At 73.7% G+C, this 21,853-nt stretch carries 10 protein-coding genes; 1 reads left to right on the forward strand and 9 read right to left on the reverse strand.

The features are described 5' to 3' along the window. Positions 1 to 72: 72 nt before the first annotated feature. The 4 genes from U8525_RS33310 to U8525_RS33325 form a co-directional block, all read right to left on the reverse strand. Positions 73 to 972, reverse strand: coding sequence for a methyltransferase domain-containing protein (locus U8525_RS33310; protein WP_374270771.1), 900 nt, complete (start codon positions 970 to 972; stop codon positions 73 to 75). A 58-nt stretch (positions 973 to 1,030) separates the two neighbouring features. Next, positions 1,031 to 2,236, reverse strand: a complete 1,206-nt coding sequence (locus U8525_RS33315) for a multidrug effflux MFS transporter (RefSeq protein ID WP_374270772.1) — start codon at positions 2,234 to 2,236, stop codon at positions 1,031 to 1,033. After that, on the reverse strand, positions 2,233 to 2,859 hold the full coding sequence (locus tag U8525_RS33320) for a TetR/AcrR family transcriptional regulator (RefSeq protein WP_374270773.1): 627 nt from the start codon (positions 2,857 to 2,859) through the stop codon (positions 2,233 to 2,235). Before U8525_RS33320 ends, U8525_RS33315 begins: the two co-directional genes overlap by 4 nt. A gap of 101 nt (positions 2,860 to 2,960) precedes the next feature. Further along, positions 2,961 to 4,484 (reverse strand): GMC oxidoreductase, encoded by a 1,524-nt coding sequence (locus U8525_RS33325; RefSeq protein ID WP_374270774.1) that lies wholly within the window; start codon positions 4,482 to 4,484, stop codon positions 2,961 to 2,963. 173 nt (positions 4,485 to 4,657) lie between these two features. On the opposite strand from U8525_RS33325, the gene U8525_RS33330 reads away from it, so the two are divergent. Next, complete coding sequence (locus U8525_RS33330; RefSeq protein ID WP_374270775.1) at positions 4,658 to 5,557, forward strand: alpha/beta hydrolase; 900 nt, start codon at positions 4,658 to 4,660, stop codon at positions 5,555 to 5,557. 9 nt (positions 5,558 to 5,566) lie between these two features. On the opposite strand, the gene U8525_RS33335 is transcribed toward U8525_RS33330, so the two are convergent. The 5 genes from U8525_RS33335 to U8525_RS33355 form a co-directional block, all read right to left on the reverse strand. Then, positions 5,567 to 7,012 (reverse strand): reverse transcriptase family protein, encoded by a 1,446-nt coding sequence (locus tag U8525_RS33335; RefSeq protein ID WP_374270776.1) that lies wholly within the window; start codon positions 7,010 to 7,012, stop codon positions 5,567 to 5,569. A gap of 400 nt (positions 7,013 to 7,412) precedes the next feature. Next, positions 7,413 to 9,269 (reverse strand): SWIM zinc finger family protein, encoded by a 1,857-nt coding sequence (locus tag U8525_RS33340; protein ID WP_374270777.1) that lies wholly within the window; start codon positions 9,267 to 9,269, stop codon positions 7,413 to 7,415. After that, positions 9,266 to 15,799 carry a HEAT repeat domain-containing protein gene (locus tag U8525_RS33345; protein WP_374270778.1) on the reverse strand — a complete coding sequence of 2,178 codons (6,534 nt, stop codon included), beginning with the start codon at positions 15,797 to 15,799 and terminating at the stop codon, positions 9,266 to 9,268. The genes U8525_RS33340 and U8525_RS33345 overlap by 4 nt, the downstream gene beginning before the upstream one ends. Before the next feature lie 12 nt (positions 15,800 to 15,811). Further along, positions 15,812 to 18,541 carry a hypothetical protein gene (locus U8525_RS33350; protein WP_374270779.1) on the reverse strand — a complete coding sequence of 910 codons (2,730 nt, stop codon included), beginning with the start codon at positions 18,539 to 18,541 and terminating at the stop codon, positions 15,812 to 15,814. 50 nt (positions 18,542 to 18,591) lie between these two features. Continuing rightward, positions 18,592 to 21,853 (reverse strand): carboxypeptidase regulatory-like domain-containing protein (locus tag U8525_RS33355; RefSeq protein WP_374270780.1); only part of this gene is annotated, 3,262 nt, incomplete at its 5' end.

Here is a 21,853-nt window from a genome sequence, read left to right on the forward strand (position 1 = left end):
CAGCGTGGCCTGTCGGCGGGACGCCCGGGGGGACCGGTTTGGCCGAACCGGTGCGGACCGGTTTGGCCGAACTCACCCAGACCGGGTTCGCCGAACTCCGGAGGACCTGTTACGCCGAGCTACGACAGCCCTTGGCTTCCGGGCGATGACCTGGATCTCCCTTCGCAGGTGCGTCAGCCGGCACACCTGGACCCAGGTCCAGAGGAGGGCGAAGCGGGCGTATTCGTAGGGGGCTCGCAGGCCCTTCGCCAGCCTTCGGCGCAGGATGTCCTTGCCAGCCTTCACCGGCTGCATGCCGGCCCTGGCGCAGGCGTCCGCGAGGTTGTGCTCGTAGAAGTAGACGTGGTGCTGCCAGCCTCGTCGGTCCGGTCGGAAGGAGCGGCCCTTCTTCGGCATCACGATGATCTTGTAGTACGCCGCGTCCGGCACGATGACGAAGGCCACGCCTCCTGGCCTCAACACGCGCTGGATTTCTCGCAGCCCGTCCATGGGCTGCTCCACGTGCTCCAGCGTGTGCTTGAGCGTGATGATGTCGAACGACGCGTCCGGGAACGGCATCTGGGTCAGGGAGCCGTACTCGGCCGTGTAGCCTCGCTCGCGGCAGAGGTTCACCGAGAACTGGGAGTAGTCCAGCCCCGTGGCCCTCAAGCCTGCTCGCTGCGCCGCCTCCAGCACGTAGCCCGCAGAGCACCCCACATCCAGCAGGTCCTTCGCGTGCGGCGCGTACTCCAGGCACACCAGCACCTGCCGCAGGCACTTGCGCACCCGGTGGTCCCAGCGGCCCAGGTACTTCGCCCGGTTGTGCTTGAAGTACTTCTCCTCGTAGCCCTCTCCCAGCCCGGGCTGCTGTTCTCGCTTGTAGATGAGCCCACAGCCCGTGCAGCGGCCGTAGCTCAGCTCGCGGAATGCAACGACCGGAAGAAAGCCGGTCTCATTGCAGACAGGACACGCGGAGTAGAAGGGTGCAAGCATTCCGGTCCGCACCATCGGCCGTCCCATTCCAAGGTGTCAATCCCACCCGGGACGCGGCTCAGGGCGCGGGGGCCCGCTTCGCCAGCCCCAACGCTCCCAGGGCGAGCAGGGCGGCGATGGCGACTCCCAGGGCCATGGGCCTCGCCGTGCCGTCGTGGCTCGCGCTCACCGCCGCCGAGGCTCCCGCCGCCAGCATGAACTGGAGCGCCCCCAGGACCGCCGACGCAATGCCTGCCTGCTTCGCGTGGTGCTCCATGGCCAGGGCCGTCGCGTTCGGCGTGATGGCGCCCAGGCTGGAGACGAAGACAAACAGCGACAGCGCGATGCCCCACAGCCCTCCGAAGCCTGTCGATGTCACCGCCACCAGGGCCAGCCCCGCGAGCGTGGCGACTCGCACCGCCTGCTTCAGCACCCGGGCCGGCGAGGAGCGCGCCAGCAGCCAGTGGTTGAGCTGGGACATCGCCACCAGCCCCGCCGCGTTCGCTCCGAAGAACCAGCCGAAGTGCTCCGGCTTCACTCCGTGCAACGTGATGAACACGAACGGCGAGCCGCTGATGTACGCGAACATCCCTGCCTGCGAGAGCCCCGCCGCCAGCGCGTGCCCCAGGAAGTCCGGTGCCTTCGTGATGCCCCACATGGCCTGGAAGGGGTTCGCGGCGGCGGCTCCACTTCGCGGCGGCGCTGTCTCCGGCAGGATGACGAAGACCGCTCCCAGCGCGATGAGCCCGATGACCGCGTGGCTTCCGAAGATGGCTCGCCAGCCCGCGGCTCGCAGCACCCAGCCTCCCAGCAGCGGCGCCAGGATGGGGGCCAGGCCCATCACCAAGACCAGGCGCGACATCATCCTCGCCGCCGCGGCTCCGGAGTGCAGGTCCCTCACGACGGCCCTCGAGGTCACCATGCCCACCGAGCCGCCCAGCGCCTGCACGAAACGACACGCCGCCAAGACGTCCGCCGACGGCGCGGTCGCGCAGCCGAGGGAGCCCAGCACGTAGAGCAGCAGGCCCGCGTAGAGCGGCTTCGTGCGGCCGAAGTGGTCGCTCACCGGACCCGCGAAGAGCTGCCCTACCGCGAGCCCCGCGAAGAACGTCGCCAGCGTGCGCTCCACCTCGCCCGCGGTCGCGTGCAGCGACTCTCCGATGGTGGGGAACGCCGGAAGGTACATGTCGATGGACAGCGGCCCGAAGCCGATGAGCATCCCCAGGATGAGGGTCAGCCAGGGGCCCTCCGTCGAGCGAGACAGCTTGGGGGTGGCGGTCGTCATCGCGGCTTCCTCTTCAGCGGCGTCTTCCGGGCTCGCGCGGGTGCTTCCCGGGGCGTCAGCAGCACCCGGATGAGCTGGCGCAGGACGGCTTCGTCCTCGCCGGGGGCGTAGGTGGCTCCGCCCACGTGGGCGTTGAAGCAGCGGGCCTCCAGCGCTCCACAGAGCGCTTCCGCGGCCAGCCTGGGCGCGGCCAGGTCCACCCTGCCGGCTTGCTTCGCCCGGGTGAGCCACCTCGTCAGCCCCTCCCGCAGCGCGACCGGGGGCGGTGTCTCCAGGTGCATGGCCCTCGCGCCGCCCAGCGCCGAGTAGTGCAGCACGAACAACCACGGCACCAGCTGGCGCAGGAAGTCCCGGTGGTGCAGGAGCGCCTCCAGGAGCTGGGCCTCGATGGCGCTGTCGTCCCTCGGTCCTGGCTCCAGCAGCGCCAGCGCGCTCGGGGGCACGGGGCGGAGGGCCCTCGCCATCAGCGCCTCCTTGGTCCCCACCCGGTGCAGCAGCGCCGCCTGCGAGATGCCCAGCCGCTTCGCGATGTCCTGTAGCGGCGCGGACGGCCCCTGCTCCAGGAAGACGGCTCGGGCCGCTGCATCAATCTCTGGGTCGAGGACGCGCTGGGGACGGGACATGCGTGGGCGGGGTTAGTTACTGACCAGTAGGTAATAAATCCGCGCCGGCCGTGCAAGGGGCCTGCGTGTCGAGGCCCCTCGCGGTCGTCTTCCGCGGGGAATCAGAGGCGGCCGGCCTTGAGCTCGCCCACCAGGTGGGCGCAGGCGCGGACGGTGATGGCCATCATCGTCAGGGTGGGGTTCTGCGGGCCCTGCGAGGGGAAGCAGGAGCCGTCCATGACGTAGAGGTTGGGCACGTCCCAGCTCTGGTTGAAGGGGTTGAGCACGGACGTCTTCGGGTCCTTGCCCATGCGCGCGGTGCCCACCTCGTGGATGGCCATGCCCGGCTTGGAGAGCGTCTTGTTGATCTTCTCCACCGTGCAGCCCGCCTCCTCCAGCATCTCCTGGCAGGCCGCGGCCGCGTCCTCCGTCATCTTCAGCTCGTTGTCCGAGTGCCGGCACTCGATGTGCGCCGCCGGGATGCCCCAACGGTCCTTCACCGTGTCGCTCAGCGTGACGCGGTTCTCCGGGCGCGGGAGCATCTCGCCGAAGGGCACCAGGTGCATCTGGTCATCGAAGGTGAAGACCTGCACGCCGTAGCCTCTCGCGAAGCCGGGGTGGCGCTCGGTGACGTTGCGGAACTGGGGGATGTACGCCCAGCCGTGCTCCTGCTGCTGGAGGTGCGCGGGCAGGTTCATGCGCGCCTCGATGCCTTGCAGATACATGTGGTCCATCAGGTGCCGGCCCACGAGCCCCGAGCTGTTCGCCAGGCCGTCCGGGAACGCCCGGTTGCGCGAGTGCAACAGCAACCGCGTGGATTCAATGGTGCCCGCGGACACCACCACCACCTTCGCGCGGACCTCCTCGGAGGTGCCGCTGTTCGCGTCGATGAAGGACACCCCCGTCACCCGGCCCGTGTTCGGGTCGTGGAGGATGTGGCTGGCGACGGCGTGCGAGCGCAGCGTCAGCCGCCCCGTCTTCAGCGCCGCCGGCAGCGTCACCGGCGCGTTCGCGGTGCGCCGGGCGACGATGTGGCGCTCGGGCCAGCGGGTCTTCACCTTCTCTCTCAGGCGGACCTCTCCGGGCGACAGCGGCGCGGGGCCGGAGAAGACGGAGTCCGGCAGCGTGTCCACGCCGTCCGGGTTCCCCTTCAGGCCCATCCACCGCTCCACGACTTCGTAGGACGGCGCCAGGTCCGCGTGCGACAGCGGCCAGTCCGGGCTCAGCCCGTCCAGGCTCCCCGCGTGGAAGTTGAAGTCGGACAGCCGGTAGAACTGGCGGCCGTGGCTCCTCACGCCGGTCCGCCCGCCGACCTGCCGTGCGCGGATCCACGCGAAGGGCGCGTCGTCCGGCGTCGTGTAGGGGTTGTCCACGTCATCCACGAACGCGTGCGGATGGAAGGGCCAGGCGAAGCTCGTGGACTGCACGGACTGACGCGACGTTCGCGACGCGTCCGACTCGATGCGGTATCCCAGCTTCTGCTTCACGCGGTGCAGCAGATGCAGCGCGCGGTCCGCCTTCTCGCTCCGGCCCGCCTCCAGCACCAGCACCTGGAGCCCGGCCTCCGTCAGCTGCTTGGCCGCCCATCCACCACAGGCGCCCGAGCCCACCACCACTGCGTCATAGACCGTCTTCGACGTCTTCATTCCTGCTCACCCATGACGGTCTTGTCTTCCGCCGCTGCTAAAGTTTGCCTAAACTGTAAACCAGGAAGCTATTGGCGCCTATAGGCTCTAAATGTCTGGCGGGCGCCAACACAAGCCTGGGAGCGCGACTTCCGCCCCTCGCCGAGGTCGCTTGCTGTCGGAGAGGGGTGGACATGGCTGGGGTGTTGAAGCGGGTCCGGTGGGGCCGGGTGCTGGGCGTGTTCGTGTTGCCTTGGCTGCTGGTGGCGCTGGCGCTGGCGGGCCGCGCGGCGTGGCGCTCCGAGCAGTACTTCCACTACCCGAGGCCGGCGGCGGTGCTGCCCGCGGACTTCGGTTCCGCTCGCGAGGTGACGCTGCGCACCGAGGATGGGGTGGAGCTGCGCGGCTGGTACCTGCCGTCCCGGAACAAGGCGGCGTGGGTGCTGGCGCACGGCCTTTCACAGACGCGCATGGACCTGATTCCGGAGGCTCGCGCGCTGCACGAAGGGGGCCATGGGGTGCTGCTGTTCGACCTGCGCGCGCATGGGCAGAGCGGGGGCGAGACGTCCACCTGGGGCGACAAGGAGCGCCAGGATGTGCGCGCGGCGCTGGCGTATGTGCGGGCGCAGCCGGACGTGGACCCCGCTCGCGTGGGCGTGCTGGGGTTCTCCATCGGCTCCGCGGCGGTGGCGGAGGTGGCGGCGGAGGACCCGCGGGTCGCGGCCGTGGTGCTGCTGTCTCCCTTCAACACGCTGTGGCTGGCGGCGGCGTATGACTTCCGGCGCTTCGGCGTCGTGACCCAGGCGGGGGCGCTGGTGCCGTTCTGGCGGCGGGGGATTGCCCTGGAGGAGGTGCGGACCCTCGACGCGGTGGACCGCATCCGGCCCCGGCCCCTGTTCATCGTCGCGGGGACGGAGGAGTCCGGACAGCCGCTGCTGGATGAGCTGTTCGCTCACGTCGCGCCGTATGCCCAGACGTGGCGCATCCCGGGCGCGTCGCATGGCAACTTCGCCGCGACCGCGCCCTCGGAGTATCCGCGCCGGCTGCTGGAGTTCGCGGAGGCGGCGCTGGCGCCCGGGGAGGGGGCGCGCTGACCGGCGCGCCTACGCCTGGGCTGGCGGCTCGGCTTCGAGCTTCGCGAGCTGCTCCAGGTACATGCGGCCCTTCACCGGGTCCGTCATGTGGATGAACGCCGCCATGCCCTTGAGCTGCTCCAGCGACTCGCCGTCCCGGCCCGGCTTGCCCTTCAGGCGGTTGTGGATGGCCGCTCGCAGGCGGCGCACCACGTCGCGGGGGACCCGGGCGGCGGGCGTGCCGTCCTTCGCCTCGTTCACCACGAGCCCCGTGACGCGCTGGCGGCTGCCCTTGCGCGCGACCCGCGTCTTGTCCGGGTGCACCGTGAAGCCTTCCGCCTCCACCACGTCCTTCACCCGCGCGAGCAGCACCGCCACCGGCGCGCCCTGCGCCCGGCGCGCCTTGGGCGCCTTCGCCTTCGTCCAGGAGAAGGTCAGGTCGTCCGCGTAGCGCGTGTACGTGAAGCCCAGCTTGCGCGACAGCGCCGACAGCCGCTTGTCCAGGCGCAGGCACAGCGCGTTGGTGATGCCCGGGGAGGTGGGGGCGCCCTGCGGCAGGGCTCGCGGCCCCTTCGCCACGTGCAGCGTCTTGCCCCGGAAGGACAGGAGCTCGCGCGGGGCCTCCGTGGACATCAGCGCCAGCAGCGTGGAGGTGTTCTCCGGCAGGCCGCCCTTGCGCAGGAGGCCCTTCACCCGGCGCCACGTCACCGAGGGGAAGAAGTCCTTCAGGTCCACCTTCACCACCACGTCCGCGCCCTGGTGCGCCAGCGCGTTGGTGAGGATGGAGCGCCCCGCCACGAAGCCGTGCGCCGCGCCGTGCACCGGCAGCCGCTCCACGACGTTCGACAGCACCCAGCGCTGCGCTTCCTTCAGCTCCGGCTTGGGCGAGGTGATGGTGCGCTCGCCGCCCGTGCGCTTGGGGATGCGCCACGTCACGTAGTGGGAGCCCGTGTCCACGTCGCGGTGGAACGCGAAGCCGCGCAGCTTGGACACGCTCAGGCCCAGCGCCTTCGCCAGGTCCTCCGCCGAGCCCAGCGCGGGCATGCCGTTCTGGCGCGCGCGCTCCTCGCGGTGCTCCAGGTCGAACTTGTCCGGCAGGCCGGCTTCGTTCCAGTAGATGCCGACGCCCAGGTGGTTCACGTGCGTGGCCTTCCACGCCTCGTGGGCCTGGCGCTCCAGCGCGCGGCGCTCCACCGCTTCGGCCTTCTTCTTCTCCTTCCAGGCCGTCTTCTCCTTCTCCTTCAGCGAGGAGAAGTCCACCTCCTCCGCGAGCGCGCCCTTCGCCACGAGCTGCGCGCGCACCCACTCGTCCGCGCCGCCGGCCTCGGTGATGGCCTTCCAGCGCGCGAGGAGGGCGTCGTGAGCGGCCCTGGCGGCCTCGCGCTTCGCGACGGTGTTGGGGGCGGCGGAGGGCGCGACTTCGGGGGCGGCCTGCGGCGGGGCGGCGGGGACGAACGACTCCAGCTTGGCGGTCATCGAGGGTACCTTCGACGGGCGCGGCGGCTCAGGGAGGGGCGACGGAGGCGAATTCGAGCGGTCGAGGGAGGCCAGGAAGGCACCACCAGCTCACCTGGGGCACGGTAGCCTCACCGGCTCTCCCCTCCCGAGCACTACGGTCGGGGTGGGAAAACGGCGGCTGCGTCGTTGGTTCCGCTTCCCGCCCCGACCGTAGTGCTCGGGAGGGAGAGAGCCAAGAACAGGCTACCGTGCGGAGAGTGTCCAGCAGTCCTACCAGAGCGGCGCAACGCCGCTCCCGCGCTCGAGGCGCTGAGGCTGATGCGGTCCAGACCTCTCTCGACCACTCGCTATTCGGTTTTCGTCCGGCGCCACCATCCTTCCGGCCGCCCCGTCGGCGGCCGGGCCGTTGGTTGAGGGTTTACACCAGAGTCGAGGCCGCGTCGATGTAGCCGTCCGCGGTGAGTTTCTCCAAGCGGCTGAAGTACGCCGTCCGGGCTTCCGTGTCCGTGTCGAACCAGAGGCGCTGGTGGCGGGAGTCGCCCAGGCGCGGGCCCCAGGTGAGGGCCACCACCTTGCCGTCCAGCGACACGCGGTACACCTGCTCCAGGCCCGTGGCCGGGTCCCGGCGCACGTAGGCCCGCGTCTCCGCGCGGATGAGCTTGCGGCCCTCCGGCGTCTGGCGGAGCGCCTCCTCCTCGGCGCGGCGGCGGGCGTAGGCCAGGCGCAGCGCGAGCATGTGCTCGCAGGGGCCTTCGCGCAGGCCGGAGCGGCGGAAGTGCGGGCAGCCGCAGCTCGCGTCCTTCACGCGGCCCTCCAGGTCCATGGTGAAGCTGGGGAAGAAGCTGCGCACCGCCTCGCGGTCCACGACCTCGCCCTGGATGCGCGTGCCCTCGCCGACGAGGTCGTGCACCTGCGTGAGCTTCACCTCGCCCGAGCCCGGGCCGCCGTCGCCCAGCAGGCGGTGGGCGCGCGCCTCCCGCTCGTTGCCGTAGCGCAGCGCGGCCTCGTCCACCGGGGTGGGCATCAGCTCGCGCGGGCGGTAGGTGCCTCGCGCCACGTCGAAGAGGACGCGGCCCCGCAGGCACTCGAGCTGGAGCGCGGCGCGCACCTGGTCCTTCGGCGCTCCCGCGTCCTTCGCCAGGACGTCGAAGGCGAGGGGGCCGTCCTTGCGCAGGCGGTTGCGCAGCGACTCCGCCAGGCCCTCCGGCACGTCGCGCGGCATCAGCGCGTCGAAGGCGGCGGCGCTGGACCAGCCGCTCTCCGTCCAGCCGGTGAGCCCCAGCGTCAGCGTGGCCGCGCCCAGGTCGATGACCCAGAACACCGGCAGGCCCGGGCCCAGGAGCTGCACGTGCACCCGCCTCGCGTGGGGCAGCAGGCGCGCGAGCGCGGCGAGGCGCTGGCGGCCGAAGGTGCGCACCACCGCGGGCGCGCTGCCCGTGTACGCGCCGCCGTGGCACTCCAGCACCTGCTCCCAGGGCTCCAGCACCAGGCGGGGCGGGGCGCCGGGGACCAGCTCGAAGCGCAGCGCGCGGGGCGCCTTCTTCGAGCGGCGGGTGCGCAGCGCGAAGAGGAGGTTGTAGAGGTCGATGGGCGCGATGGAGCAGGTGGTGGCCGGCAGCGTCGCGGCGGACTGCACCTGGAGGAAGCCGCGCAGCCACGCGTGCGGCACCTCCACCGTGCGCGGGGCCCGGGGCTCCGCGGCGGCGGGCTTCGCCGTGGGGGCGACGTGGGCCTCCAGCGTCACCGGGGCGTAGGCGCGCAGGCGGTCCAGCCGGGCGGGCAGGTCCTGCGGCACGTCCAGGAAGGTGGAGCCGTGCGCGGCCTGGCGCTGGTCGAAGAGGCTGTTGTCGAAGGCGAGGCGCGCGTAGGCGCTCTCGTCGCGGGAGAAGACCTCCAGCGAGACCTGGTCCGGATCCACCGTGAGGACGGGGTCCAGGACGGCGTCCTGCTTCTCCTCGCCCTCCAGCGCGCTGTCGAGGAAGGCCTTCTGCGCCTCCCAGATTTGCGCGCTGGCGCGCTTGCCCTGCTTCATCAGGTACGCGAGGTACGCGGTGCGGTCGCGGCCCCGGTAGCGCAGGTCGCTGGAGAGCACCGCGAAGGCGGCGGCCAGCGCGTCGCGGAAGAGGGTGGGGTCCTTCACCCGGCCGCTGACGCCCACGGTGCCGCGCGAGCCCTCCAGGGCCAGCTGCACGCGCGAGGCGTCCGGCGTGACGACCACGTCGCTCTGCGCGGCGTAGCTCAGCGCGACGGGATGACGTGCGGTTGCGGTGCTCACGACGGTTGACCTTCCTTCCGGGCGCGCTCAGCGGCGCGGCGTGCACGTTTGTGGGCGCGGTAGGCCGCCTTGCGCAGCTCCACCGACTGCGACTTGTCGAACGCCGCCGTCTTCAGCAGCGCCGCGGCCTCGTCTCCGCCCAGGCGCCCCAGGGCGGCCCAGGCCTCCTGCCGCACCTCCGGCTTCGCGTCGGCGGCCACGGCCTCGAGCGGCTTCAGGTCCTTCTTCGCCAGCAGCGCGGGGACCGCCAGCCGGCGGGCCTCGCTGGTGGTGAGCGCGGACGGGGCCACCTTCGCGCCCGTGGGCCCCAGGGCCACCGGGTCGAAGGGCTTCACCTCCAGCGCCCACGCGGAGGCCTCGCCGGGCACCAGCGCGGCCAGCACCGCGGCGGCGGCGGCGCGCACGGCGGCGTCCGGGTCTCCCAGCGCGCCTCTCAGGGCCTGCGCTTCACCCGTGGCCTTCAGCCGCCCCAGCGCGCGCGCCGCCTCCTGGCGCACGGCGGCGGGGGCGTGGGCCTCGCCCTTGCGGAGGAGCTCGGCGGAGGTCGCGACCAGCTCCTTCGCGCCCAGCCGCGAGCCCGCCCAGAGCAGGCGCTCCCAGGCGGCGGCCAGCGGCTCCTTCTTCGAGGGCTGCGCGGAGGCCCACGCGGCGGCGGTGCGCCGCTCCGAGGCCACGAGCGCGCGGGCCAGGCCGGCCGTGTCCACGGCGCCGGCCTCGCGCGCGTCGCCGGTCCAGGTGCCCACCAGCCGCGCGGCCTCCTCGCGGGCCTCCGGCTTGTCGTGGCCGAACAGGGCGATGACCTCCGGCACGGGCAGCGCGCCCCGGCGGGCGAGGCCCCGGCGCAGGCGGAGGCGCAGCTCCACGTTGTCCAGCGTGGCCAGGCGGGGCACGAGCAGCGCCGGGTCGCCTTCGCTGGCGAGGTAGGTGGCGGCGGGCTCGGAGATGTCCTCGTGCTCGCTCTGCACGGCGAGGAACTCCACCCGCGTGCGCTCCTTCGGGAAGAGCGCGTCCAGCGCCTTGCGGGCGGCGGCGCGCAGGTCGTCGTCGTCCTCGTTCAGCGCGGCGGCCAGCGCGGGCTCGGCGGCCGGGTCTCCGAGCTTGCCCAGCTGCTCCGCCACCGTGCGGCGCACGTCGTCGTCGACCTCGATGTCGGCGAGCAGCGCCTCCAGCTTCACCCGGGCGCGCTCTCCGCCCAGGGCGCGCAGGCCGCGCACGCCGGCTTCCTGGCGCTGGAAGACGTTGCCGTCGGTGGCGGCGGCCTCCACCTTCTCCTCGATGCGGCGGCGGTCCTCGCCGTCGGGCATCCGGTTCGCCAGCCGGCCCAGCGCCTCGATGGCGGCGACCACCATGTCCTCTTCCGCCGGCGCGTCCGGGGTGCCCCCGGCCGCCACCGTCTCCAGCTCGGAGAGGGCGCGCACGTCGCCCAGGGTGCCCAGGCCGAGCAGGGCCCGGCCGCGCTCGTGCGGCTCACCGGCGCGCGCGTACAGCAGCAGCGGGCGCAGGGCGCTGGCGCGGCGCTGGTGGGCCACGCCTTCCGCCGCGGGCAGCATCAGCTCGCGGGCGCCGGCGCGGAGGATCTCCTCCAGCGGCTCCACCGCCGCGCCCTCCTCCACCACGCGCTTCGAGTAGTGCTCCACGGCCGCCGCGCGCACGGTGACGTCGCGGTCGTTGAAGAGCTGGACGAGCAGCGCGTCCTGGCCCTCGTTCCTGCCGTGCTCCAGCTCGCGGGCGGCGGCCTTGCGGACCTCCGGGTCCTGGCTCTTCACCGCCACGCGCAGGAAGCGCACCGCGAGCGCCGCGTCGCGCTTCTTCAGCTCGCGCTCGGGCTCCTTGAGCTTCTCCTGCTCCGGCGGCCAGGTGAGCTGCATCGTGGCCGTCACGCAGGCGAGGCGCACGGACGGGGCCTCGTCCTCCACGCTCTGGCGCGCGAGCACGTCCAGCGCGTCCGCGCGGTGCGTGCGGCCCAGCGCGGCCACCAGCCGGGTGCGCTCCGGGATCTCCGGGGCCACCGTCAGGCGCGCGGCGAGCGCGGCCACGGCGGCGGAGGTCCCCAGGCGGGCCAGGGCCTCCTGCGCGCGGCGGGCCACGGCCGACGTCTCCGAGCGCAGGAAGGCGCCCAGCACCTCCACCGCCCGGTCATCGCCCCGGAACGCGAGCAGCTCCGCGGCGCGCAGCCGCAGGTCCTCGTGCTCGCTGCCCATCGCGCGGCCCAGGGCGTCCGTGACGCGCGGGTCGTTGGCGCCCGCGAGCCGCTCGATCACGCCCACGCGCAGGTCCGCGTGCTCGCTGCCCAGCGCGGCCAGCAGCGGCTCCAGGCTGCCCGGCGGGCTCAGCTTCTCCAGCAGCTCGAAGGCGGACTTGCGCACCTCCGGCAGCGGCGAGTTGAGCGCCGCGGCCACGCGCGGACGGGCCTTGTCCCCGCGCTCCGCCAGCTCCTCCAGCGCCGCGCGCGCCACGTCCGGCGCCAGCGAGGCCAGGGCCAGCGCCAGCGGCTCGTCGCTGCCGGCGGCGGGGTACAGCTCCTTGAGGCCCGCGAGCGCGGCCCGGCGCACCAGCTGGTGCGGGTCCTCCAGCGCGCGCAGCAGGGCGGCCACGGCGGCGGACGTGCCCGCGTAGCCCTCCTGCGTGAGCTTCACCACGCGGTCCACGGCGTCGCGGCGGACGCGGTGGCCCTCCTCGTCGCCCGCCGTCACCTGCCGCAGCAGGCCCACGTAGGCGCCGAAGGCGAGGCGGCGCAGGTGCTGGCGCTCCGCCTGCGTCGCGCTCTGCGACGCCGCCTCCGCGCCCTCCGACGGCTTCACCGCGGAGAAGAGGCGGCGCAGCCAGCTCTTGCCCGTGGCGGAGGCCGTGCCCTGCTTCTCCGGCGTGGAGGGCTGCACCACGTGCGCGGCGCCCTCGGAGGTCTCCGGCTTCCAGGGGGCCTGGAGCGAGCTGGGCCGCGCGACCTTCTGCGCCTCGCGGAAGTAGTCCAGCGGCTTGTTGCGCAGCAGCAGCACCTGGGCCGCCGCGTAGCGCTGCTCCGGCTGGCCGCTGGAGAGCGCCTCGGCGAGGCCAATCACGCGCCTGGCCCGCTCGTCCTCCGCGGGCCAGTCCTTCATGTCGCCGGCCTTCTCCGGGCGCGGCGGCAGCAGCACCTCCACCAGGTGCGCGCGGTAGGCGTCCGGCTCCGTGCGCAGCTCCAGCGCGCGGGCCGCGGCGTAGCGCACCTCCGGGCGGCCGCTGGAGAGCGCGCTCGTCAGCAGGTCCGGCGGTCCGCCCTCGCGGCTGGCGCGCAGGTCGCGCGCGAGCACGATGGCGAACACCATCTCCTGCACCTCCCGCGCGGAGTCCTCCAGGCCGTGCAGCAGGCCGCCGTCGCCCTCGTGGCCCAGGGCCGCGAACGCGAGGATGGCGCCCAGCCGGATGGGCAGGTGCTCATGGCGCAGGTTTCCCGTGAGCACCGGCAGCGCGCGCACGTCGCCCAGGCGCGCCAGGCCGTCCGCGGCCCACGAGCGCGCCGCCACCAGCGAGTGGCCCAGCGCGTCCAGCAGCGCGCCCTCGTCGCCCCGGCGGCTGGCCGTCGCGAGGCCGCGCGCGCCCTGCTCCTGGAGGTCCGTCAGGTCGTTGGGGAGCAGCGTGGTGGCGTAGAAGCCCAGGAGGCGCCGCGAGCCCAGCGTGGCCAGCGCGCGCGCCGCGCGGACGCGCAGGGGGACGAGGAAGCCGGGCGGGTACATCCGCTCCAGGTCCTTGTCCGTGATGAGCCCGCGCATGGGCTCGATGATGTCCTCCGCGCCGCGCGGGGCGAGCAGCTCCGCGGCGCGCACGCGCACCGGCAGCGCCGCCGCCGCGATGCCCGCGAGCAGCGGCCCGTTCTCGTGGGGGATGAGCTTGTCCAGCGCCTCCAGCGCCGCGACGGCCACCTCCAGGTGCTCGTCCTGCACGCGCTTGAGGAGCGCGGAGCGCAGGGCTTCCGCCGGGGCGTGCACGGAGGCCTTGGCGGCCTTCTCGCGCAGGGCCGGGTGCGTGGTGTCGAGCGCGGCCAGGTGCGGCTCCGGCTTCTCCTTGCCGGCCAGCTTCACCCACGCCTCGTAGGCGGTGGTGGCCACGCCCGCGTCGCGGTCCTCCACGGACTTCTTCAGCCGCTCCAGCGCCCAGCCCTCGGTGCCCTTCTGCGCGAGCACCTCCACCGCGCGGGTGCGCAGGTCCGGGAAGCGGCCCGCCAGCGCGCGGTCCAGCGCCTTCACCGGCTCCTGGTCGTTCCAGGCCCAGAGGGTGCGGAAGGCCTCGCCGCGCACCTTGGCGGACTCGTCCTCCAGCGCGTCGCCCAGCAGCCCCTCCGCGCCCTCCGCCCTGGCGCCCAGCTTCACCAGCCGGTCCAGGCCGCGCACGCGCACGTCCTCGTGGCCGGAGCGCAGCGCGGCCTCCGCGGCGGCCAGCGGCGCGTCCGCGTCCAGCGCCACCACGGCCGACAGCGCCGCCGCGCGCACGTCCCCGTCCGCGTCGTCCAGCATCCACACCAGCCGCTCGCGGGCGCGCGGGTCCTGCAGCGCCTGGAGCGCGGTGGCCGTCTCGCGGCGGATGGCGGCGTCGTCCTCGCGCGACAGCTGGAGCAGCGCGCCCAGGGCGCGGCCGTCACCGAGCTGCGCCAGCACGCGCGCCCCGCGCACCGCCGTGTCCGGCATGCGGCAGGCCATGGCGGCGAGCAGCGGCTCCAGGTCCGCCTCCGTCAGCGCCGCGCCCGCGGCCGCCTTGCCGAAGAGCTGCTCGCGCGAGGCGGCCAGCTCCGCGTCGGTGGTGAGCTTCGCCTCCGCGTCCCCGGCCGCGCGCTTGCGCTGGAGCGTCAGCATGCGGGTCACCTCCCGCACCGTGCGCGCGAACTCCTCGTCCTTCGCCTCCAGCGTGGCGGCCAGCGCGCGGCGCTCCAGCACGCGCACCGCGAAGGCCACGCGGCGCACGTCCCGGTCCGCGTCGTCCAGCGCGCGCGCCACCAGCGGCTGCAGGTGCGGGTCCCCCAGCAGGCCCGCCACCGACGCGCGCAGCAGCACCTCCACCTTGAGGGCCGCGGGGCCGCGCTCGAAGGCGAGCTTCAGCGGCTCCGTGCTGCCCCTGGGCGACACGGCGGTGAGCGCGTCCAGCGCGGCGACGCCCACGTCCGGGTGGGGGTCCGGCAGCTTGCTGGCGATGAGCCCAGGCACCAGCGGCGACGCGCCGCCCCGCTTCGCCAGCAGGCGCAGGCCCTGTACGCGCGTGTCCACGAAGCGCGAGTCCAGCGCCGCGCGGGGCGCCGCCAGCGGCGACTCCGTCTCCAGCTTCACCAGCGCGTCCAGCGCCGCGGCGCGCACCGTCTTGTCGTCGTCGTCGAGGCGCTCGCGCAGCTTCGCCCGCGCGGCGGCGCGGCCGTGGTTGCCCAGCTCCGTGGCCGCCAGCCGGCGCGCCGCGACGTCCTTGTCCGAGGACAGCACGCCCACGACGAAGTCCAGCGCCTCCGGCTCCTGGAGGGCCACCGCCTCCCTCACCGCGGCCTCGCGGCGGGGGAGGGCGGCCTTCAGGGCCTCGTTGAAGACGTCGAAGCCGTGCCCGTACGCCGTCGTCTCGTCCGTGGGCTTGCCGTCCGTGCCCAGCGTGACGCGGGTGACGCGGCGGTCCTCGCCGCCCACGAAGAGGAAGCCCAGCAGCTGCTTCGCCTGGCGGGGGTTGGCCGGGGGCGCGAAGGCCACCGCGTTCAGGGCCTTGCTGCCCAGGTCGAAGGTGCGCGGCTTGCGGCGCTCGTCCAGGCGCCAGACCTTCAGCTTGCCGTCGCTGCCCACGGAGGCGATGCGCTCCGCCGGGTCCTGGCCGGGCTCCGCCTGCGGCGTGGGCGGGAACACCAGCCCCAGCACGGCGCCCGCGTGGCCGCTGTCCTTGTCGCCGCGGACCTCGAACTCCACCGCGCCGACGAGGTAGCCGATGCGCAGCTTGCCGTCGTCGCCCGCGGAGACGAGCCGCCCGTCGCGCGGCGTGAAGGCCAGCGCCCGCACCGCGCCCTCGTGGCCCGGCATGTCCCGGCGCGCGCCCGTCGCCACCGTGAACGAGCGCACCACGCCGTCATCGCCCGCGCAGGCCACGTAGGTGTGCGTGGGGTCCACCGCCACGGCGCGCAGGGCCTGGGACGACGCGCTCCACTCCTTCAGCTTGCGCGTGCTGTCCCAGTCCCACGCGCGCACGAAGCCGTCCGCGCCGGCCGTGTAGAGCGTCTTGCCGTCGGGGCTGGCCGCCACCGCCGTGCAGCCGCCCGGGTGCGCGTGGTGGAGCTGGAACTTCACGGCGCCGTCGGCGAGCGACCCGAAGCGCACCGTGCCGTCCGCGCCCGCCGCGGCGAACTGCTCGCCGGCCAGCGCCACGCCCAGCACGTGGGCGGGCAGGGGGCTGGTCCACAGGACCTTGTTGTTCGCGGCGTCATACGCGGTGAGGCGGCTGTCGGCGGCCGCGCGCGTTCCGCCCACGAGGAGCAGGCGCGCATTGGCGGCGAGCGCACGGACCTTCTCGATGTTGCCGATGGAGAGGTTGGCCATGGTGTCGTTGTCCTAGATGCCGCCGAGCTGCACGCCCGGGTGTGCCGCACGCAGTTGCACCAGCGAGGCCAGGCAGCTCTGCCACTCGCCCTTCGCCACGGAGCCGGTGAACTCGCCCAGCACGGGCGCCACCACGCGGGCGAAGCTCTCGTCTTCCAGACCCAGGTCGCGCACCAGCTCCACCACGCGGCGCTTGGCCACGCTCGCGGACAGCCGGCGCTGCACGTCGCCCTCGCGCGCTTCCTTCGCGCGCCCGGGCGGCAGGCCGAACAGCATGCGCCGCAGGAACGTGCGCAGCGCCTCCACGTCGCTGAAGCGCGTGGTGCCGCCCGCCTCGCGCACGTCCTTGCCGCCGCCCGCGGGCTTCCAGCCCTCCGGCAGGTGCAGCGGCCGGTGCTTCTCCCAGAGCAGGCGCACCGCGAACAGGCCCACCTCGCGGTCCGCGCTCTGCATGAGGCCGGACAGCCGCTCCGCGCCGCCCAGCCGCGCGTAGTGCCGGCGGATGAGCTCCACGGCGACCTCGCGCGTGCTGCGCTTGGTGGACTCGGTGAGGGCGAACACCTTGCCCGCGTCCAGCTCCTCCGGCTGGAGCGTGTGGCGCGCGTCCGCGCCCGGCTCGCCCGCGTTGAGCAGGGCGTCATAGGCCAGGTTGCGGATCTCCTTCGCGTCCGAGTCCGCCAGCTCGTACACGCGCGTCTGGTAGCCCCACGCGCGCAGCTCCGAGCGGGCGATGGTCAGCGCGAAGCGGCGCACGTCGTCGCGCGCGTCGAACAGGGCCGGCCACAGCCGCTCCGCCGTGTACGCCTTGCGCGGCGCGCGGGGGCGCAGCTCGTAGGACCTGGACTCCGGCTGCTCCGGCCCGATGCCCGGGTGGTGGCAGCGCAGGTACATCTGCGCGAAGGCGCGCACGGGCGGCGGCTGCTTCGCGCCCAGCGCCAGGTCGAACAGGCGCTCCAGGCCCGTGTCCGCGTCGCCCGAGTCGCTGAAGTCCGCGGGCACCACGTTCGCCAGCAGGTAGCGGTGCGCGAAGTCGTGCAGCTGCGGGTCCGCCCGCCGCGCCAGCGCCAGCAGCCAGGGCACCGTGAGCTGCCGCGCGGTGAAGAGCTTGCGGTTGCCGAGCAGCTCCAGCGCCGTGCTCCGGAACTTGCCGTTGAAGACGAGCGCCTTCACCCGCTCCACGTCCAGGCCCGGCAGGCTGTCCGCGCGGGTGAGCCACTGCGCCGCCTGGCGGCCCAGGCGCGGGTGCGCCACCAGGTCCAGGAGCCACTGGGGCCCGATGTCCGCCGGCTTGTAGGTGGACAGGGCCTTCATCGCCGTGTCCTCCACGATGCGCTGGCGCGACGAGCGCTGCTTCGCCTCCGTCAGCGTCACCTTCCAGAAGTCCGCCGGCATCTCCCCGTCCGCGTACTTCGTGGAGATGTAGTTCTTCGCCCAGTTGAGCTGCTCCTGCTTGCCCCAGAGCAGCTCGCGCAGGAAGTCGTGGGTGAGCTCCGCGCGGTCGAAGGACTGCTCCAGCGACTTCGCCGCGAACGCCGCGGTGGGCTTGGAGTTGAGCAGCCGGCCCAGGAGCGGCAGGCCCAGGTCGCGCGGCTTGTGCTTCTCCAGGGCGGCGGCGGCGAACCTCTGCACGTCGTCCGCGCCCTTCTCCACCAGGTCCGCCAGCCGGTCCGCGGCCAGGTCCTGCGCGTGGCCGCGCGCGTACTCGATGGCGTAGGCGCGGGCCTTGTCGCTGGGGGAGAAGAGCAGCGCGAGGACGGCCTCATGCAGCCCGGCCGCGCGCAGCTTGCCCTGGTGGAAGTCCGGCGAGCCCTGGAGCGTCTCCACCAGGAAGTCGTGCGCGCTGCCCAGCGGCCGGCGCGCCAGGCGGTCCAGCCACGCGGGCGTCACCTTGCGCAGCGCCTCCGGGAAGTCCTTGCGCAGGCCCTGGATGGCGAACTTCGCGGCGGGGTCCGACTGGCAGGTGTCCAGCAGGCGCATCAGCGCGTCCGGCGAGCGCTTCCACGCGTCCGGGTACATGCGCTGCTTCACCATGTCGTTGGGCGGCTGGATGGCGAAGCGCGACGCGGAGTAGCTCTTGCTGTGGTGCGCCCAGAGGTGGTGCGCCACCCAGCACTGGGACCACGTCGTCTCCAGGTCGTAGTGCCGCAGCACCTCCACCGCGAACTGCGGGTAGAGCTCCGGCACGGCCGCGCCCAGCTGGCGCAGGAAGCGCCACGCGCGGCGCTGGAGGTAGGTGAGGGTGCCGCCGCCCACCTCGCGGTGCCGGCGCCCGCCGCGCTCGGTGTCGAAGCGCCAGGCCAGCACGCCGAACATCTCCGCGTCGTGGCGCGTCTCCGACAGCTTGTAGATGCGCTTGAGGCCCGCCCACAGGCCGAACTTCAGCGGCGCTTCCTTCACCAGCGTGATGAGGGCGGCTCTCGCGGGCTCGGTGTTCTTCTCATAGAGGGACACCAGCAGGTCCGCGAGCAGCAGGCGCGGCGGCAGCGGCACGTCCTTCTGCGCGAGGAAGCGCTGCCAGGCCTCGTGAGACCCCTGGCGGCGGCCCGGCTTGTTGCCGCGGGCGCGCGCCTGCTCCAGGAGCTGCTTCAGCGCGTCGAAGGAGAGCGCGCCCTGCGGCAGCGGCGCGTCCGACGGGCGGTCCGGCTGGTCGAGGAAGGCCAGCACGGACTCGGCCAGGTCCGGTGCCTCCGCCCTGGCCAGACGTTCGAGGTCTGCTGCGCTCAGCGCGTCGCTCGGGGTCATGCGTGGGGTTTAGCACAGCTCCCCGCCCCGCGAGGCATGTCGGACCCGCCTCACCACGGCAAGGCGGGGACCTCCACCTCCTGCGTGTCGCCCGTGCCCACCGTCACTTCCTCGCGGAAGGACAGCCAGCGTCCCTCATGTTCTCGCAACACGAGAAGCGTATAGGGCCCGGGAGGGAGGAATCTCCAGACATCCCCGCGCAGTGACTCGGGCATGACCGCCAGCTCGCGCAGCCACTGCACCTCCGTGGGCGACGCCGACTCGGCGGGGGCCGGGATGCGGCCCGGGATGAGGTAGGGCGTGCCCTGCGCTCCGCGCTCGCTCCAGCGCAGCTTCAGCCGGGTGCCCCCCGTCGTCATCAGCAGGTCCAGCCGGGTGATGCGCCGCGGCTCGACGTGCACGGTCCGGGGGAGGACGGTGATGAAGTCCCTGCCCGGGGGCTTCACCACGTAGTCGCCCGGCTCCAGGTCCCGGAACATGGCCATGCCGTTGCTCGCCGGGGCGAGGTGCTGCTCCTCCGGGTTTGTCTTCAAGACGGCCTGCACGACGATGGACTTCGGGTTGCCCTGGGCGTCCCGCACGGCGACCTCCAGGCGGGTGGCGGTCGGGAGGCGCAGCTCCAGCGTGTCCTCGGTGGGGCCGACCCTGCGCACGAGCGACGCGTGCGTCGCCTCCTGCACGGTGAGCACGTAGGGCCGGGCCTCCACGGCGGGCAGTTGGAAGGTGCCGTCCGCGCCGGTGCGGACGTCGACGAAGGTTTCGCCGTCCTCCGCGTTGGCGCCGTCCTCCGGGGGCAACGCCAGCGAGACGATGACGCCGGCCAGCGGGGTGCCGGTGGCGTCGTCCACCACGCGGCCCTGGATGGCGTGGCCCGCGTCCACGCGCACCGTGCCCAGGTCCACGTCGCGGCCGGCGGGGACGTCCACGTCGCGCTGGGTGAGGGCGTGGCCGGGCACCTCGAAGGTGAGGTGCTGGGGGCCGGGCTCGTTCACGAAGAAGGTGAAGGCGCCCTGCGGGTCGCGCACGGCCTCCTCGTTCACGGTGAAGCGGGTGATGGGCGTGCCGTCCTGCCGCACCAGCCGGCCGGTGACGCGGCCCTGGAAGGCCAGGACGATGCGCACGTCCATGTCGCCCGCGCGGGCGGTGACCTTGGGGCCCTCCAGGTCCTCCAGCCACCGGTGGATGTGGTCGCTCGCCGCCTCCTCGGGCTCCTCGTCCGGCCCGAGGTCGGACCCGTCGTCGGCGCTCTCGGGGGGGCGGGGCAGGGCGTAGCCCGGCTTCATCGCCACCAGCTCGTAGTCCCAGTCGCGCGCGAGCGACTCCAGGACGAAGCGGCCGTCCGCTCCTGTCGTCGCGGAGAGGGGGGAGTACGAGCGGCCGTCGCTGGTCTCATCCTCCTTCGCGGTGGCGTCCACGGAGACGCCCGCCAGGGGCCGGCCCTCCGAGTCCACGACGATGCCGCCCACCTGGCCGTCCAGGTCCAGGCGCAGCGCCAGGTCCACCGTCTCCGAGCCCCGCAGCACCACGCGGTCGGGCATGCGGCGCTCGTAGCCGCCGGTGGTGGCGCGCATCCACACGATGTAGCTGCCCGGGGGCAGCCCCTGGATGACGAAGTGGCCAGCCTCGTCCGACGAGCCCGCGAAGGTGATGCGTTCGGGCTCGTCGTCGTCCGGGGCCTCCTGGGGCGCCTCGTCCTCCTGTCCGTCGTCCGAGGGCCGCGCCTCCTCCACCTGCCTCACCAGCGAGATGTCCACCTCGTTGACGGGCGTGCCGCGCGAGCTGGTCACGGTGCCGCGCACGGTGGCGCCCGAGTCCAGGGCCAGCTTCAGGCCGGACGTGGGGGCCCGGACCTGGAGCTGGCGCGGCAGGTAGCCCTCGGCCTCGACGGTGAGGGTGCCGGAGAGGGGCTGGTCCACCTTGATGGCGAAGTGGCCCTCCGCGTCGGTGGTGGCGTCGAAGGTGAGGGGCTCCTCGCGGGGCGGGTGCATCACGATGAAGGAGCGCGAGAACACGGGCGTGGGCGCGCCTTCCGGGCGCTTCCGGCCCGGTGGACACAGCGACAGGGAGACTTCCGCCAGCGGCTTGCCCGCGGCGTCGGTGACGTGCCCCTCCACGAGGAGGGCGGGGGAGAGGACGAAGTCCAGCGGAGGCCCGCCCGCGGCCACGGCGCGGACCGCGGTGAGGTCTAGCAGCCGGTCCGCCACGACCTTGAAGGTGTAGTCGCGGGCCTGGAGGGGGCCCAGGCGCACGCGGCCGTCCGCGTCGGTGGTGCCCAGCTCCTGGAAGACGAGGGTGCCGAAGTGCTCGGTGAGCTCATGGGGAACGTCGGCGCTCACCTCGGCGTTGGCCACGGGGGCGCCGGCGGTGTCGCGCACGGTGGCCTCCACGAAGAAGGAGGTGCCCAGGCGCAGCGTCACCTGGACCTCGCGCTGGTCCTCCGTGACCTTCACCGTCTCGCGCGCCTGGAGGCCGCCCTGCTCCGCCTCCAGGGTGTAGTCATCAAGGGACAGGCCGTCGAAGGTGAAGCGCCCCTGGGCGTCGGTGAGGGCGACGCGCTCGCCGCCGGCCTCCGTGACGGTAGCGCCGGCGACGGGCTGCTCCCCGTCCACCACCGTGCCCACGATGCGCCGGGGCGCGAACAGCACGAGGTCCTCCGGCAGGGCGGCAGGCGCCACGTCCTCCACCCACTCGGAGAGCTTCCCGGCGTGGGCGGCGAGGAGGTCGTAGGTGTCCTCGCGGGGCAGGGGGCCCAGGGAGAAGCGGCCGTCCGCGCCGGTCTTCGTCTCGAAGTAGCGCGCCGTGCCCGTGTGCAGCACGGTCACCCGGGCCTGGGCGAGCGGGGCGCCGTCCTCGTCCACCACGCGGCCGGTGAGCCCCCGGCTGGCTTCGAGCGTCAGCGTCACGTCGCCGGTGCCGGTGACGACGTCCTCCTGGAGGGCGGCGCCCCGTGAGTCCAGGGCCCAGAGGGCGACCTTCCCCTGGGGCAGGCCCTCCAGGGTGAAGGTGCCGTCCTGGGCGGAGGTGGCGCGCGACAGGACGAAGGCGCCGCCCCGGTGTGCCTCCACCAGCTCCTGGACCCAGCGGCGGGCGGTGACGGACTCGCAGTCCTCCGAGACCAGGGAGACGCCGGGCGAGTCCGCGTCACACGGCAGCTCCGTCAGCGTCTCCCCGGGCACGCCCACGGAGGCGGAGACCTCGATGCCGGGGACGGGGTCGCCCTGGAGGTCGACGACGCGGCCCTGGACCTGGAGGGCGCCCTGGGGCGGCGCGGGCGGGGTGGCGGGGAGCTGCCGGCGCGCGGTGCGGGGGGCG

This window comes from Corallococcus sp. RDP092CA (genome assembly GCF_041903675.1).
Classification (GTDB): domain Bacteria; phylum Myxococcota; class Myxococcia; order Myxococcales; family Myxococcaceae; genus Corallococcus.

What these genes read in the sequence shown, in the direction of transcription:
- U8525_RS33310 (WP_374270771.1), bottom strand. Translation starts at nt 972, where the DNA reads ATGCTTGCACCCTTCTACTCCGCGTGTCCTGTCTGCAATGAGACCGGC.
- U8525_RS33315 (WP_374270772.1), bottom strand. Translation starts at nt 2,236, where the DNA reads ATGACGACCGCCACCCCCAAGCTGTCTCGCTCGACGGAGGGCCCCTGG.
- U8525_RS33320 (WP_374270773.1), bottom strand. Translation starts at nt 2,859, where the DNA reads ATGTCCCGTCCCCAGCGCGTCCTCGACCCAGAGATTGATGCAGCGGCC.
- U8525_RS33325 (WP_374270774.1), bottom strand. Translation starts at nt 4,484, where the DNA reads ATGAAGACGTCGAAGACGGTCTATGACGCAGTGGTGGTGGGCTCGGGC.
- U8525_RS33330 (WP_374270775.1), top strand. Translation starts at nt 4,658, where the DNA reads ATGGCTGGGGTGTTGAAGCGGGTCCGGTGGGGCCGGGTGCTGGGCGTG.
- U8525_RS33335 (WP_374270776.1), bottom strand. Translation starts at nt 7,012, where the DNA reads ATGACCGCCAAGCTGGAGTCGTTCGTCCCCGCCGCCCCGCCGCAGGCC.
- U8525_RS33345 (WP_374270778.1), bottom strand. Translation starts at nt 15,799, where the DNA reads ATGGCCAACCTCTCCATCGGCAACATCGAGAAGGTCCGTGCGCTCGCC.
- U8525_RS33350 (WP_374270779.1), bottom strand. Translation starts at nt 18,541, where the DNA reads ATGACCCCGAGCGACGCGCTGAGCGCAGCAGACCTCGAACGTCTGGCC.